General features: G+C 55.9%; 13 protein-coding genes and 1 pseudogene. 5 read left to right on the plus strand and 9 right to left on the minus strand.

Features of this window, described 5'->3' with window-relative positions; all coding sequences use genetic code 11:
• Positions 1-72 precede the first annotated feature (72 nt).
• Positions 73-1,101, plus strand: coding sequence for a Gfo/Idh/MocA family oxidoreductase (locus PW844_RS09330; protein ID WP_299450631.1), 1,029 nt, complete (start codon positions 73-75; stop codon positions 1,099-1,101).
• On the opposite strand, the gene PW844_RS09335 is transcribed toward PW844_RS09330, so the two are convergent.
• The 7 genes from PW844_RS09335 to PW844_RS09365 form a co-directional block, all read right to left on the minus strand.
• Positions 1,085-2,023, minus strand: coding sequence for an ABC transporter ATP-binding protein (locus PW844_RS09335; RefSeq protein ID WP_299450633.1), 939 nt, complete (start codon positions 2,021-2,023; stop codon positions 1,085-1,087). The two genes, PW844_RS09330 and PW844_RS09335, sit on opposite strands and share 17 nt — an antisense overlap.
• On the minus strand, positions 2,016-3,002 hold the full coding sequence (locus tag PW844_RS09340; protein ID WP_299450635.1) for an ABC transporter ATP-binding protein: 987 nt from the start codon (positions 3,000-3,002) through the stop codon (positions 2,016-2,018). Before PW844_RS09340 ends, PW844_RS09335 begins: the two co-directional genes overlap by 8 nt.
• A complete protein-coding gene (gene ddpC, locus PW844_RS09345) occupies positions 3,002-3,892 on the minus strand; it encodes a D,D-dipeptide ABC transporter permease (protein WP_299451127.1) in 891 nt (296 codons plus the stop codon). The genes PW844_RS09340 and ddpC overlap by 1 nt, the downstream gene beginning before the upstream one ends.
• Positions 3,892-4,914, minus strand: a complete 1,023-nt coding sequence (locus tag PW844_RS09350) for an ABC transporter permease (protein WP_299450638.1) — start codon at positions 4,912-4,914, stop codon at positions 3,892-3,894. Before PW844_RS09350 ends, ddpC begins: the two co-directional genes overlap by 1 nt.
• Before the next feature lie 46 nt (positions 4,915-4,960).
• Positions 4,961-6,421 carry an ABC transporter substrate-binding protein gene (locus PW844_RS09355; RefSeq protein ID WP_299451129.1) on the minus strand — a complete coding sequence of 487 codons (1,461 nt, stop codon included), beginning with the start codon at positions 6,419-6,421 and terminating at the stop codon, positions 4,961-4,963.
• A gap of 124 nt (positions 6,422-6,545) precedes the next feature.
• Positions 6,546-7,115 carry a D-alanyl-D-alanine dipeptidase gene (gene ddpX / locus PW844_RS09360; RefSeq protein WP_299450639.1) on the minus strand — a complete coding sequence of 190 codons (570 nt, stop codon included), beginning with the start codon at positions 7,113-7,115 and terminating at the stop codon, positions 6,546-6,548.
• Between the two features lie 8 nt (positions 7,116-7,123).
• Entirely contained in the window at positions 7,124-7,990 is an 867-nt protein-coding gene (locus PW844_RS09365; protein WP_299450641.1) for a MurR/RpiR family transcriptional regulator, read from the minus strand.
• 342 nt (positions 7,991-8,332) lie between these two features.
• Here PW844_RS09365 and PW844_RS09370 point away from each other — a divergent pair, with 342 nt between their 5' ends.
• Together PW844_RS09370 and PW844_RS09375 are read left to right on the plus strand one after the other, a co-directional pair.
• Positions 8,333-8,548: a hypothetical protein gene (locus PW844_RS09370; RefSeq protein WP_084880517.1), complete on the plus strand. Its 216-nt coding sequence runs from the start codon at positions 8,333-8,335 to the stop codon at positions 8,546-8,548.
• 268 nt (positions 8,549-8,816) lie between these two features.
• A pseudogene (locus tag PW844_RS09375) lies at positions 8,817-9,567 on the plus strand (hypothetical protein).
• On the opposite strand, the gene PW844_RS09380 reads toward PW844_RS09375, so the two are convergent.
• Positions 9,550-10,407: a helix-turn-helix transcriptional regulator gene (locus PW844_RS09380; RefSeq protein WP_299450643.1), complete on the minus strand. Its 858-nt coding sequence runs from the start codon at positions 10,405-10,407 to the stop codon at positions 9,550-9,552. The pseudogene PW844_RS09375 and the gene PW844_RS09380 overlap by 18 nt on opposite strands.
• Before the next feature lie 116 nt (positions 10,408-10,523).
• On the opposite strand from PW844_RS09380, the gene PW844_RS09385 reads away from it, so the two are divergent.
• Positions 10,524-11,933, plus strand: coding sequence for an MFS transporter (locus tag PW844_RS09385; RefSeq protein ID WP_299450644.1), 1,410 nt, complete (start codon positions 10,524-10,526; stop codon positions 11,931-11,933).
• A gap of 231 nt (positions 11,934-12,164) precedes the next feature.
• The gene (gene bamA / locus PW844_RS09390) at positions 12,165-14,603 is read left to right on the plus strand and encodes an outer membrane protein assembly factor BamA (RefSeq protein ID WP_299450646.1); all 2,439 of its coding nucleotides are present in this window, start codon (positions 12,165-12,167) and stop codon (positions 14,601-14,603) included.
• Between the two features lie 200 nt (positions 14,604-14,803).
• On the opposite strand, the gene PW844_RS09395 is transcribed toward bamA, so the two are convergent.
• Positions 14,804-15,892, minus strand: a complete 1,089-nt coding sequence (locus PW844_RS09395; RefSeq protein WP_299450647.1) for an ABC transporter ATP-binding protein — start codon at positions 15,890-15,892, stop codon at positions 14,804-14,806.

Genomic DNA, 15,892 nt, shown 5'->3' on the forward strand with positions numbered 1-15,892 from the left:
TTTGCTGGTGTATTTTTGCTACCGTTGCTAATAACGCATCATCAACAACTTAACCTGTTTCACGGAGGGGATATGAGAGTCGGATTAGTGGGTTACGGCACCGGTGGTCAGAACTTCCATGCACCATTTATTTCAGCAGCTAAAGGATTGGAACTCGCAGGTATAGTGGCGCGCGCTCCTGCCACTATTGCTAAAGTCAGGGCTGATTTTCCGGATGTCCCCATTTACCCCAGCCTGACGGCGTTGCTGGCTGCGGGGGTGGATATTGTCACCATCACGACACCACCGCAAACGCGGCGTGAACTGGTGCTGGAAGCGATTGCCGCGGGTGTGGCAGTGATTGCCGATAAGCCCTTTGCCCCGGACGCGAAGACTGGACGCGAACTGGCCGCTGCGGCGCGCGCGCGCGGCGTGGTGCTCGGTGTCTATCACAACCGCCGTTTTGATGCGGATATGCAGACGCTGCGCCAGCTGATTGAACAACAAAAGGTTGGCAAGTTATGGCGCTTGCATAACCGTATGGATCTCGACGAACCACACACGCTGGAAGGCGGGGAAACGGGTGGATTGCTGCGCGATATGGGCAGCCATCTGGTGGACCAGGCAATGTGGCTGATGGGGCCGGTGGTCTCGGTGCTGGCGCATCTGGATATCGTCGATCGCCCCGAAGGGCCGACGGATGCCAGCTTTGTGCTGACGTTAACCCATAGCAGCGGCGCGCATTCTTATATCTCCTCCAGTAAAATCAATCATCTGTCGATGCGTGAGCTACGTTTATACGGTGAAAAAGGCAGTTATGTCGCCCAGGGTTCAGATGTGCAGGCGCGTGAGATCTATGCCGGTAAGCGTCCGCTGGATGACCTGGCCGGGTGGGGATTCGAACCCCCGGAGCACTGGGGCACGCTGCATAGCGCGGCGGGTGCTGAGAAGATCCCGTCGGCGCAGGGGGCCTGGCATGATTATTACGCCGCGTTTGCGGCGGCGGTGCAAAACGGCAGTGCCCCGCCGGTGACGACGGAGCAGGCGATTAGCGTGCTGGAAGTGCTGGATGCGGCGTTTGTTAGCGCGCGTGAAGGGCGGATTGTTAATCTGAACCCGTAACTTGCCAGCAACGTACCGATCGTTCCCCCTCGATCACCCGCAGCGTTTGTGGTTGCCCACATGCTTTCTTCGCCTGTGGGCAGCGATCGCGGAAATAGCAACCCGCAGGCAGAATACGGTTGCCGGGCAGGTCGGTTTTGCGTAACGCAATATGCTCCGCGAGGGGTTGGTGAATATCAGGCACCGAAGCCAGCAGCAACTGGGTATAAGGATGCTGCGGCTCCGACAGCACCTGTTCTGCCTTCCCCAGCTCGACAATTTGCCCGAGATACATCACCGCCACACGGTCGCTCATATGGCGTACCACCGACACGTTATGCGAGATCAGCACATAAGTCAGGTTGCGTTGTTGTTGCAGCGTGACCAGCAGATTGAGGATCTGGGCCTGAACCGAAATATCCAGCGCTGATGTCGGTTCATCCAGCACGATGATATCGGGGCTGGAGGAGAGGGCCCGGGCGATGGCGATACGTTGACGTTGTCCGCCCGAAAAAGCATGCGGCAGGCGATCAAGATATTCCACCCGAATCCCCACCAGCTGCGCCAGTTCTGCCGCCAGCTGTCGCCTGGCTGACTCTTTCAGACGCTGCTGAATCCATACCGGCTCGGTGATAATGCGCCACACCGGCAGGCGTGGATCCAGCGAGGATAGCGGGTCCTGAAACACCATCTGCATGGTGCTCGCAGCCTGCCCGGTTCGCTGGCACTGCCCTTGCTGAGGTTGCAGCATCCCCATCAGCAACTGGGCGAGGGTGCTTTTGCCACAGCCCGATTCGCCGACAATCCCCAGGGTTTCACCGCGCTTGAGTTGCAGATCGAGACCATTCAGCGCATGGGCCTGTTCCGTCACACGGCCCAGCCAGTTACGGCGTAACGGGAAATTGACGTGCACATCGCGCAGTTCCAGCAGCATCTCAGACATAAGCATTCTCCTGTTGCGGATACCAGCAGGCGGTAAACTGGCTGGCGTTGCCGCAGGGTTGCAGCGTGGGGATTTCAGCGCAACGCGGCCCGGCAGCGAAACAGCGATCGCGGAAGGCGCAACCGGTGGGTAAATGCGCCAGATTGGGCACGGTGCCGGGGATCGCGGGTAGCGTTGATCGTGGGACGCGCTGTTCCGGTGCGCACTGCAATAACCCCTGGGTATAGGGATGAACCGGGTGCTGAATCAGATCCTGAGTCGCCCCGCGCTCAATCACGCTACCGGCGTACATCACATACAAGCGATCGCATAACTGCGACACCACCGCCATATCATGGCTGATAAACAGCACCGAGGTGCCGCTGGTACGCGCTTTCTGCTTCAGCAGGCGCAGCACCTGAAGCTGCACCGTCACATCCAGCGCGGTGGTCGGTTCATCGGCGATGATCAGCGTCGGGTCGCAGGAGAAAGCCAGAGCAATCATCACGCGCTGACGCATGCCGCCGGAGAGTTCAAACGGATAACGTTTCATCACCTGCGCGGCATCGGGGATTTGCATCTCCTCCAGCAGGCTGATGGCTTTTTCCTCTGCCGCCTTGCGCGTCAAGGCTTGGTGATGACGGATCACCTCAATAATTTGCCGACCAATGCGCCGGGTCGGGTTGAGTGCCGTCATTGGCTCCTGAAAAATCATCGCCACGCGCGAGCCGCGCCACTGACGCAGCTGTTTCTCGCTGGCGCGTAATACATCCTCCCCGAGCAACGTGACCTCGCCCTGCGGCACACGATAACGTCCCTCTGGCAGCAGGCGCATGGCCAGCATTGCCGTAACCGATTTCCCGGAACCTGACTCGCCTACCACCCCGACAATCTCGCCACGCCCTACGTTGAGAGAAACATGATTCAGTGCGTGAACTTCGCCCTGATAGATCGGGAAACTTAACTGCACATCACGTATTTCCAGTACCGGAGCCACCATCAGTGTTGTCCTCCCGTTTTCGGGTCGAGCAGGTCGCGCAGGCCGTCACCAAACAAGTTAAAGCCAACCGCAGTGATCAGGATGGCTGCACCAGGGAAGGTGCAGTACCACCATTGATCCAGCACGTAATTACGACCTACCGCCACCATCGCTCCCCATTCGGCGGTAGGTTGCTGTGCGCCAAGGCCGATAAAACCTAGCGTTGCCGCCATCAGGATCGCGCTGCCGATATCCAGCGATGCCTGTACGATCAACGGTGGCAGGGCGTTACGCAGGATATGCCAGCTGATCAGATGCCAGCGTGAAGCACCAAAGGTGCGTGCGGCCTGCACATAGGTAAACTGGCGCACGATCAGCGTTTGTCCGCGTGCCAGTCGCACGTAAAACGGGATGCGTACGATAGCAATCGCCAGCATGGCATTCACCAGGCTCGGGCCTAATGCGGCAGCCAGTGCCATGGTCAGTACCAGCGACGGAATCGATAACATGATATCCATTAGTCGCATGATCAGCGCATCACCGCGCCCGCCGAGCACGCCGGAAAAGCAACCCAGCAGCGAACCAATCCCTCCGGCAATCACCACCACCATCAATCCCGCCACCATCGATTGCTGGCTGCCGACCAGTACGCGGCTGAACAGATCGCGCCCCACTTCATCGGTGCCAAACCAATGCAGCGCGGAGGGTGCCTGTAGCCTGGCCGTGAGGTCCAGCGCGTTGGGGTCAAAGGGTGCCAGCCACGGCGACAGCACCAGCAGCAATAACATCAGCAGCATAATCAGCCCGCCCACTAAGGTCAGCGGACTTTGGCGTAGCAGCCAGAAGGTGCGTTTCAGGCTGGCTTGCCAGGCTTTGCTGCTGCGGACGCGCGGTTCAACTTCCGTCATCATCATGCGTCACCTCCACGACCGATGCGTGGGTCGATCCACAGGTAGATCAGGTCCACTGCCAGATTGACCAGCACATAAACAAAAGACACCACCACGGCAAAACCCATCACTGCCGGGAAATCGAGTGCCTGGATGGAGGCCACCACCCACGCGCCCATGCCGGGCCAGGAAAATACCGTTTCGGTCAGCACAGCACCGTATAACAGGTCACCCAGCGCCAGACCCAGTACCGTGACTGAGGGGATCAGCGCATTCGGCAATGCATAACGCAGGATAATAACCCGGTTCGGTAAACCGCTGGCGCGCGCGGTGCGGATATAGTCTTCGCTCAGTTGTTCCAGCATCGCGCCACGAATCTGGCGCGCGACAATGCCAAGATGAACAAAGGCCAGCGTCAGCGAGGGCAGAATCAAATGCTGCACCGCATTGAAAAACACCTCACGGTCGCCTGCCAGCAGGGCATCGATAGTGTAAAAGCCGGTGACACGCGCAGGCGGATCAAGCCAGTCATCCAGTCGTCCGCCTCCGGGTAGCAGTTGCAGATGGCCGTAGAACAGCACGATCACCCCCAGTCCGAGCCAGAAGGCTGGGGTCGAGATGCCGGTGATCGCCAACAGACGGACCAGATGGTCCAGCCAGCGATTGCGATACACCGCCGACAGCACGCCGAGCGGAATGCCAATCAGCAGCGCCAGCATCAACGCGCAGCAGGCCAGTTCCAGCGTGGCGGGGAAAAAGGTGCGCATCTCCTCCAGTACAGGACGACCGGTGCGGATCGAGGTGCCAAGATCGCCATGCAGTAAGGCCATCACATAGCGTCCAAACTGCACCCATAACGGTTGATCCAGCCCGAGTTGCTGGCGGATATGCTGCACAATCGCTTCACTGGCGCGGTCTCCGGCCAGCAGGCGCGCCGGATCGCCCGGTATCAGGTGCGAGATAATAAAGGTGATCACGCACACTCCAGCGACCACCAGGACAAGTCCCCAGCAGCGCTGGCGCAAAATTTGCCAGAGTGTCATCGGCGCTCCCTGACGGCGTCGGGACCGACGCCGTACGTTGAGTTGTTTACTTACTCATGCTGGCGATGTTGAACACCTGTTCCAGCATTGGGTTAAAGACATAACCTTTTACCTGCTTGTTCATCGCCAGCTGGTAGTTCTTCTGGAACAAATAAACGTAGGCGGCTTCGTCGATGACGATCTTCTCGGCCTGCTGATAATCTTTGGTACGAGCCTTTTGGTCGGTGGTTGCCAGCGCGCTTTTCATCAGCTTGTCCACTTCGGCGTTTTCATAGAAGGAACGGTTGCCCGGCAGGCCTTTCTTATCCGACTCGAACCAGTAGTTCATAAACATGTAGGGGTCGGCGAAATCCGGGCTCCAGTTACCGATGGCGATGTCGTAATCCCCTTTGCCAACGCGCTCGCGCATGGTGGCGTTCGCCAGTTTTTCCAACTTCACGTTGACGCCAATCTTGCTCAGGCTGGCCTGAGTCGAGAGGGCAATCGGCTCCCAGTTGGGATCGTTATCCGAATAGAGGAAAGTCAGGCTGGTGGGTTTCTGCGGTACTTTGTCCAGCGCGGCTTTGGCTTTTGCTTCGTCCATGCTGTATTGCATGGCGGAGGCATCGTAACCCCACATCCCTTCAGGAATCGGGCCGCGCATCTGTTTGCCGTAGCCGCTGAGGATGCCTTTTACCATGCCCTGATAATCAGTTGCCCAAGAGATGGCGCGACGCAGATCGACCTGGCTCATCGGCCCCTTACCGTTGTTGAGGTAGAGGTAAGTCACGCGCAGCGAGGGATATTCCGCTACCTCGACTTTGCCTTCCTGTTTCAGGGCGGTGAGTTGATCGACCGGCAGCGAATCGGCGATATCGATATCGCCGCGCGACAGTTGCAGACGGCGCGAGGCGCTTTCACCAATAATTTTTACCGACACGCGTTTAAACGCCGGTTTGGCTCCGGCGTAATACGGGTTCGGCACCAGCACCAGCTGCTGGCCTTTCTGCCAGCTTTTCAGCATAAACGGGCCGGAACCGGCGGTATGCTCCGCCAGATAAGCACGCGCATCATCATCAGGGTGCGCTTTCAACACCGCCGGGTTAATGATCGAGGCACCATCATTCGCCAGGGTATACAGAAACGGGGCGAAGGGCTGGCTGAGGGTAAACGTCACCGTGTGTGGATCGACTACGTCGATTTTCAGGTCAGCCGGATAAGCTTCTGCCGGGCCTTGTTTGATTTTTAGCAGACGTTCAAACGAGGCTTTTACCGCATCGGCAGTGACGGCGCTGCCATCATCAAATTTGGCGTTATCTTTGAGTTTGAAAGTCCAGGTTTTCTGGTCTGCTGAGGCCTGCCAGCTGGTGGCCAAATCCCCTTCCACCTCGGTAGACCCTTTGCCATCCACCGTTTTGTAGCGCACCAGACGCTGATAGGCCGGGTAGGTCACGGTCCAGTCGTTATTATCGATGGTGACCGCCGGATCGAGGGTTTGCGGATCGGCGGCTTTGCCGATCACCAGCATATCTTTTGGCACCGCCGCCTGCACGGCAGCAGGTAAAGCCAGTGCCAGCGCGCTGGTCAAAAGGGCCGGGCGTAACAGCGAACGGAACAGGTGTGTCGTCTTCATCGCAAAGCTCCAGTTAACATTAAAGAAAGGTGTTGTCGTAACAGGAAAAACGATCGTCCAGCAGCGGGTAACGCAGCGCATCTGGTAGTTCGAAATGCCACCATTCGCTGCTCATGCCAACAAAGCCGCCGCCAAACATAATCGCGTTGAGTAACAAACGATTACGCTGTGCGGCAACCGGCACGGAAGGATGGTACTGATGAGAACGTTCATGCATCTCATCAAAACCCGCACCCATATCGAGGATCTGCCCCTGTGGGTCCATCAGCGTGAGGTCAATGGCGACGCCACGACTGTGATTGGAACCGAGGGTGAGATCGGCGACATATTGCGGGTCGGGACAGGCTTGCCACAGCATCGCCTGCGCCTGGCGCGGACGGTAAGCGTCATAGACGCGCAGTTGCAGACCGGCCAGCGCGGCAATGGCGAGGCTTTTTTCCAGTGCGGCAACGGCGTCGGGATGCAGTAAGCAGCGCGCTTCGCGGTAGATGGGGCGTCCGGTGATGTTATCGTCCGTGGCGTATTTCAGATCGATCAGCAGCTCTGGAAAATGCTGTGCGAGATCGACCAGTTCACAATTGTCAGACATAGCAATCCTTAACGTTCAAATTGACCAAATTCCTGCTGCAACTGGCGATTGGTCGCCAGGCGAGTGGCAAGGCCATCGCCCAGTTGATCGACCACACCCGAGAGCAGCAGATTAAACAGGCAGGAAATGGGAGCCAGCGAATCCCAGAAGTGTCCGGTATCGGTTTTCACCTGCAATAAATCCAGCGGATAGTCCCGTGCCCATGGGCACCAGATGTCGGTGATTAACGCCAGTCCCACTTGTTGTTCGCTGGCGACGCGACAGTACTGGCGTGCGATGGCGGAGTAGGCACGCGTATCGGTAATCACCACATAGGGGCGTTCAAAACCAGAGTTGAGTGATTCCACCCAGCTGCCAGACAGCCCCTCGGCGTAGCTGACGCGTGGACGCAAATATTCCAGATGACTGAAAAAGGCGTTGGCGATACCACGCGTGGACTGAATGCCGAGAACAAACACCGCATCGGCGTGGGTGAGTTGCTGCACCACGCGCTGGAAGACTTCGCTCTGCGCCAGTTGATAAACGTGCTGGATGGCATCCAGCTCCAAATCCAGTGACTGTTGCGAACGACGCGGTAAATGATTTTGCTGCTGCCAGGCATCAAGGCGCTCGTTCATGCCCCAGGCCTGATAAGGGATAGCAGGCAGGTCGCGCAGGCTTTTTTTCACATCGTCGAGGTTGCGATAACCGAGTTTGCGCAGATAGCGGCCCACGGTAATGCCGGTTGTGCCGGTGGCGCGAGCGATGCTGTCCGCCGTTTCAAACGGAATCTGCGCGCTGTGCGTCAGCAGCCAGCTGGCAATGCGCCGGGCGCTGGGCGTTTGCTGGCTGAAACTGGCTTCAATGCGGGCGATCAATTCGGGTTTTGCAGTCATCGCGGCCTCCGTGTTAGCGGGCTGTCATCGGCTGACATCCTGTTAGTTGAATAACAATGCAGAACGCGTGCCAAAGCCGCAGAACGCAGAAAACCTGCGTAATGACGCGGTGCGAGTTAACAACAGATCAACATTTGTGCAGCGTAGTTCACTTTTGGTGCAACACGGCAGGAGGTGAAGATGATTCTGTGCGGCGGGTCAGACATTTTTTACAGAGCTCACCTCAAAGCGCGAATTGGTTATTTTTTGTTCCGAATTAAATTCTATTCTGACGCAAATCAATAAAACTTATATCTGATGGCTCAACCATGGAGATCAAATCACAGATGAGAGGAGGTTATGATGCGTAACTCAGTCATGACGTTGCCGGAAATGGCACGCTATCTGGGGGTTCCGCCAGCGACTTTAGCACGGGCGATTTGTAATCGCGGAACGCTGGAGAGACTCCCGCTACCAGAAGCGGTAGACGAAGATGTGCCCCTGTCGCGCCGTTGCTGGTTCCCGCATGACGTAAGGCAATTCCGCCATGCGCTGCAACGGGCAAAACATGGAGGCTAGTCACGCGCAAACATACTCCCGAGTGTTGGGAGCGGGGTGAGGTAAGGGTTGATGTGACCTCACCCTGAAAGCGCCGGAAAACTGCCGATGACAAATCTCTGAAATTCACAACACTTCCCCTGCCTGATTTTTTCCTGACTATTTCCCGGACACCTGTACTTTCATCCTTTCCACTGACAGAACATTGAGTCGGTCAGGGATCGCTGTGTCGTGAGTCCCGGCTGTGGCATGACGCCAGAAACGCAAAAGGAAACCGATCATTATGCAAATGCGCAGCACCTCTCTGCCGTTTATCCTGCTGGGAACGATGTTTACCGCCGGGGGATACGGCGGCACTCTCCTGATTTCTGCCTGGTTCCGTGCCCAGGGGGGCAGTGATATCGATACCGGCAAAGCCCTCAGCCTGGCATTGGTCGGCACTTTGCTGGGTGTCCCTCTGGTCGGCTGGTGTGCTGGAAAAATTGATGCGGCCAGACTGGCCGCAGTAGCCGCATTGCGCCCGGTGATCATGGTCGGTCTCGGAGGGGCGGTGTTCTCCGGAATGATGGCGTTTCAGGTGTCTCTGACGGCAGGAACCCGCGTCAGCGCGGGGACTTTTTTCACTGTACATGCGGTGACCGCCGTAGTCGCCCGTCTGCTGCTGGTGCGACGTTTGCCCACCCGGCCACGTTTGCCACTGATGGTGGGGTTGCTGGGGTGCCTGATTGCGGGGTTGATTTGTCTGCTGGGGCTGGCAATCCATCCCGCATTCCAGATTGCGGCCGGGATGTTGACCGGTGCCGGTTATGGTCTGCTCTATCCGGTGATTCAGACCTGGGCGGTTAACGACTCACCACGCCGCCCTGACATGGTTTGTCGTGTTATATTTTGTCGGCATATTTGGTTTTCCGGCTTTCGGCGGCTGGCTGCTGGTGACCGCAGGCAAAAGCGCGTTTGTCTGGTCGCTGGTGCTGCTGGAACTTGTGGTCGCGGTGGTGAGAAAACCGCGACCAGGGCGCATGCTAACCCTGAGCGATTAACTGCTGCAATGACGCCGCGCTGGCGGCATCGTCAGGCACATAAACCAGCAAACGGTCACCGTTGCGTGAGGCCGACCACCAGTTGTTCTGGCGCAACGTCATTTCACCCACGCTGGCGCGGTGAAAACGCTTCACGCGATTTTCCACTTTACCCAATTCATAACGCTGCCAGGTCCGGCCAAACTCGTCGGAACTGGCGAGCAGGCGGGCAAGAAAACTTTCCCAGTGCGGATCGCCAAGATGCTCGCCCATTTGTCCGCGAAACATCGCCACCATTTGCGGCATCACTTCTTCCCAGTCCGCCATGGCAGCACGCCAGCCGGGATGATTGAACGCCAGCCAGATACAGTTGCGATCTTCCAGGAGGATCTCCGCCATCTGCACCCCCATCAACTTACACCAGGCGGCGTTATAACCCAGAATATCGAAACGCGGTGTTTCGATAATTGCCGGTAACTGGATAGCATCCAGCATTTGCTGATTGTGTTCGGCTATTTTGCAGCAGGCGGCAACCTCGCGCACTGAGGGGAGAATGTGCCCGGCGAGGGAGAACAGATGCTGCGTTTCCACATCATTACATTGCAGCGCTGTGGCGATGGCGGTGAGGGTTTTCGGGGAAGCCTTGATATCGCGTCCCTGCTCCAGCCAGGTGTACCAGGTAACACCCACATCGGCCAGCTGGGCCACTTCTTCCCGACGTAAACCCGGCGTCCGACGATGGCGCATGCGCGGCAATCCCAGCCGGTTCGGATCGAGGCTTTCCCGGCGTGTGCGCAGAAAAGTGCCGAGTAATTTACGGTTGTGATTGGCGGTGTTGCTGGCCAGTTGCGCGGTAATCATCAGCGGAACTCCTGACAAGACGGGTAGTATTTATACCATGATAAACAAGCACTGGTACCCGTTTAATGGTTGGGTAATGCTATGCTCCACTGCACACAAAAACAAGGGCAAAACCGATGCATACATCGCAACTTCAACGAGCAGGATTGGTGGTCCTGCTTTCCGGGCAGCTTCTGCCTATGATCGACTTTTCCATCGTCAACGTTGCGCTTGACGCCATGGCGCATAGCCTGCGCGCCACGCCAATTGAACTGGCGCTGATTGTGGCAGTTTACGGCATTGCCTTCGCCATCTGTCTGGCGATGGGTGGCCGTCTGGGGGATAACTATGGTCGCCGTCGGGTCTTCCTGGCGGGCGTCTGGACCTTTGGCATTGCCTCACTGCTGTGTGGTATCGCCAACAATGTAGGCATGCTGATGTTCGCCCGCGCGTTACAGGGGGTGGGTGCTGCATTTATCGTGCCGCAAATCCTCGCCACCTTACACGTCACCCTGAAGGGGCGGGCGCATGCGCGTGCCATTGGTCTGTATGGGGGTATCGGCGGGCTGGCGTTTATTGTCGGCCAGGTGCTGGGGGGCTTTCTGATCAAGGCGGATATCGGCGGTTATGGCTGGCGCAGCGTGTTTCTGATCAACCTGCCGATTTGCCTCTTTGTGCTGCTGACCGCACGGCGTTTTGTGCCGGAGACGCACAATAACCAGCGCGTCGCCATTGACGTCAACGGTACGCTGCTGCTGGCAGGGGCGGTCGGGTGCCTGATGCTGGCCCTGGCGCTGGGGCCGGTGCTGCACTGGTCATGGCCGTGTATGCTGCTGCTGGCGTTGTTCCCGCTGTTTCTGCATCGCCTGCGTCAAAGTTCATTGCGCCTCGAAGCCGCACAGGGTGCGCCACTGCTACCGCCTTCGCTGATGCGTCTGCCGGGGGTGCGTTTTGGTTTAACTATGGCGGTGCTGTTCTTCTCCTGCTGGAGTGGTTTTATGTTTGCGGTGGCGCTTACGCTGCAATCCGGTCTGGGGCTAAGCGCTTTCCAGTCAGGTAACGCCTTTATCGCGCTGGGGATCGCCTATTTTATCGGTTCGTTGCAAAGCACACGCATGGTCGAAAGGCGCGGTAAACGCGTCACGTTATTGACCGGTTGCACCATTCAGATGCTGGGGCTGCTGGCGCTGATCGCCACTCTGCAATACGCCTGGCCAAACGTGGGCGTGGTCATGCTAATCCCGTCAACCGTACTGATTGGCTTTGGACAATCGTTTATTGTCAGCACCTTTTATCGTATTGGCATGACCGGCGTGCCGCATCATCAGGCTGGCGCGGGGAGCGCGATGCTGTCAACGGTGCAACAGTCGGCGCTGGGGTTAGGGCCAATGTTGCTGGGGAGCATATTTACCCAGCTCTATCTGCATGGCAATCATCTGTCGGCGATTACCGGCACCCTGATTGTCGAATGGGTATTAATGGCGGTGCTGGTGGTGTTAACCAGCATCAACCGTCGCTCCTTCCAGACGGCAGCGGCGGAAGGTTAATTGTTTACCTGGCGTAATTCTTCTGATGTGATTTAAGCAGCGGATTTTCAGCTTATTGTAAAATAACCGAAAATCGGCCTGTCGCAATGAATTTACCATAGGCTTTGCGGTCTTTTTTCCGGAACATAACGCCACTACCGATGGGCTGAACCATGTGTTCAGCCCATTTTTTGTGGTGCGGGAATCAAGGCATTCGCAACAGGCACAGGAATAGCGGCAGGCTCATAGCAGATGAAAAAGATGTTAACCGGGTTACTTTTCATGGTAACCACCACTGCCTTTGGTGCAGATGATTTCACCCTCAGGGATATTCATTTTGATGGATTACAGCGTGTCGCACCGGGTGCGGCGATGCTGAGTATGCCACTGCGCGTCGGCGACCGTGTCAATGATGACGACATCAAAAATACCATTCGTGCCCTGTTTGCTACCGGCAACTTTGAAGATGTGCAGGTATTGCGTGACGGCGACACGCTGCTGATTAAGGTGAAAGAACGTCCGGCGATTGCCAGCATCTCATTCTCCGGCAACAAAGCGATTAAAGAAGATCAGCTGAAACAGAATCTGGATGCGACCGGTGTCCGCGTGGGTGAAGCGCTGGACCGCACCATGCTCTCGTCGATTGAAAAGGGGCTGGAAGATTTTTACTACAGCGTCGGAAAATATACCGCCAGCGTCAAGGCGGTGGTCACGCCGCTGCCACGTAACCGCGTCGATCTAAAATTTATCTTTACTGAAGGTGTCTCGGCGAAAATTCAGCAGATCAATATTGTCGGCAATCATGCCTTTTCCGATGATGAGCTGATATCGCGCTTCCAGTTACGCGATGACGTCCCGTGGTGGAATTTCATTGCCGACCAGAAATATCAGAAAGAAAAACTGTCCGGCGATCTGGAAACGCTGCGCAGTTTTTATCTCGATCGTGGTTATGCGCGTTTTAATATTGATTCCACTCAGGTCAGTTTAACGCCCGATCGCAAAGGGATTTATATCACCGTTAATATTAACGAAGGCGATATCTATCATGTCAGCAGCGTGGTGGTGAACGGCGATTTAGCCGGGCATTCTGCTGAGATTGAAAAACTGGCGCAAATCCCGAAAGGGGGATTGTACAGCGGCGCGCAGATTACCCAGAATGAAAATGCCATCAAGAGCCTGCTCGGCCGTTATGGCTATGCTTTCCCGCAGGTCAGTACCCAGCCAGAAATTAACGATGCGGACAAAACGGTAAAATTGCACGTCAATGTTGAAGCCGGCAATCGTTTCTACGTGCGTAAAGTACGCTTTGAAGGTAATGACACCTCAAAAGATTCGGTGCTGCGCCGCGAAATGCGTCAGATGGAAGGTTCATGGCTGGCAAATAATCTGGTGGATCAGGGTAAAGAACGCCTCAACCGTACCGGCTATTTCGAAACGGTGGATGTCGATACCGAGCGCGTGCCAGGTACCCCGGATCAGGTTGACGTGGTGTACAAGGTCAAAGAGCGTAACACCGGCACCTTCAACATTGGTGTCGGTTATGGTACCGACAGCGGCGTGAGCTTCCAGCTCGGTGTCAGCCAGGATAACTGGATGGGTACCGGGAATACCGTCGGTTTCAGCGGCACCAAAAATGATTACCAGACCTATGTCGAAGTTTCGGCAACCAACCCGTATTTCACCGTGGATGGTGTCAGCCTCGGTGGCAAATTGTTCTACAACGATTATAAAGCCGATGATGATGACCTTTCTGAATATACGCTGAAAAGTTTAGGTGCGGGCACCACCTTAAGTTTCCCGATTAGCGAACATAACAGCATCAATACCGGATTCGATTATGTCTATAACCGCGTCAGCAATATGGCTCCTCAGGTGTCGATGTGGCGTTATCTGGGTTCCGTCGGTGTGCATCCAAAAGTGATCGAAACCGATGACGACGATGATGATGATTACGCAACCAGCTCTAATACTTTCAGCGCCAATGACGTTTTCTGGAATGTGGGCTGGGGTTATAACACCCTTGACCGTGGTTTCTTCCCGACGTCCGGTGTCAGCGCAGGCTTCAACACCAAAGTGACGGTGCCGGGATCAACCAACAGTTATTACAAAAGCACCCTCACGGCCAATGCCTATTTCCCGCTCAGCAGCGATCATCGTTGGGTGTTGATGGGACGGACGAAGGCGGGTTACGCAGATGGCCTGGGTGGCAAAGAAGTGCCGTTTTATGACAACTTCTATGCGGGCGGCTCCAGTTCGGTGCGTGGTTTCTCTTCCAACACCATCGGTCCGAAAGCCGCGTATTACAGTTGTAGCGGCAGCGAAAGCAGCTATAGCGATTGTGCGGTGAAAAAATCGGATGACGCGGTAGGCGGTAACGCGATGGCCATCGCCAGTGCCGAGTTGATCGTGCCTACGCCGTTTGTGAGTGAACGTTATGAAAGCTCTCTGCGGACTTCGGTATTCGTTGATGCGGGTACAGTGTGGGATACCAAATGGGAAAATACCGCTGCGACACGCGCTGCGGGTATTCCTGATTATGGCAATCCAGATAATATTCGTGTTTCCAGCGGTTTGGCATTGCAATGGCAGTCACCACTGGGTCCGCTGGTGTTCTCTTATGCTGTGCCGATCAAGAAATATGAAGGCGATAAGTCTGAGCAGTTCCAGTTTAATATTGGTAAGACATGGTAACTGTCGTCAGTCTGTTAAATAGTGAAAAGGCTTTTACATTTTCTTTAAACAGAGAAGACAGACGAAAGCTGATGAAAAGGTAAAATAGTAAATCGTGCAATGCTCAGGGAAAGAGGGTTCGCGAAAACATCGTTGTTATGCGTTTTTAATTAACTGAATTTTATTTCGCCACCCTCATTTAGAGGGTGGCTTTTTTATTTTCAGCTATTGGCTTCGTTTAAACGATAGCCCGTTTCACTATCAAAAAGATGTATTTTCTCGCTATTAAAGCCAAGCATCAGCGCATCGCCGCTGCTGGCGGTATGGCGTCCGGCAATCTGCATATGCAGCGCGTGTCCATGCCAGTCGAGGTGCAGCAGGGTCGATTCACCGGTGATCTCCACCACGTTAACCTGTGCCGGTGCACCATTACTGACTTCGCGCAGGTCATGCGGGCGTATACCAATGGTGACAATGTCACCGTCACGTTCACGTGCCACACCATGCCAGCGCTCGGGTAACGGCTGCCATAAATCCTGACATTGCACACCCGACACGCCGTCGTGCGCAATCAGCTGCGCCGGTAACAGGTTCATCGGTGGCGAACCAATAAAACGCGCCACGAAGGTATTAGCAGGGCGATCGTAAATTGCCAGCGGGGCACCTTGTTGCACAATATGGCCGGCCTGCATCACCACGATCTGATCCGCCAGCGTCATCGCTTCCACTTGATCGTGCGTGACATATACCATGGTGGTTTTGAAACGCTGATGCAGCGATTTAATCTCGGCGCGTAATTCCATACGCAACTGGGCATCAAGGTTTGACAGCGGTTCATCAAACAAAAATACCTGTGGATTGCGCACCATCGCCCGACCCATTGCCACACGCTGGCGCTGCCCACCCGACAGCGCCCGCGGGTAGCGCTGTAACAGCTGGTCGATGCCAAGAATCGCCGCAATACGCTGGATTTTGCTCTGCTGCTCCTCGCGTTTGACCTTCTTCACCTGCATATGAAAGGCCAGGTTTTCAGCCACCGTCAGATGCGGATAAAGCGCGTAGCTCTGAAATACCATCGCAATATCCCGGTCAGCAGGATCGCGATCGTTGATCTGCACCTGGTCCATCAGAATAGCCCCTTCAGACAGGCTCTCTAGCCCGGCCAACAGACGCAACAGTGTCGATTTGCCGCAACCGGAAGGCCCGACCAGCACGGTAAAACTGCCGTCAGGAATGGTCAGATCGAGCGGATGCAGCACCGACTGCTTGCCGTAGCGTTTGGCGACTTTGATCAGTTCAACACTGGCCAT

The organism is Pantoea sp., from assembly GCF_028283705.1.
GTDB lineage: Bacteria > Pseudomonadota > Gammaproteobacteria > Enterobacterales > Enterobacteriaceae > Pantoea.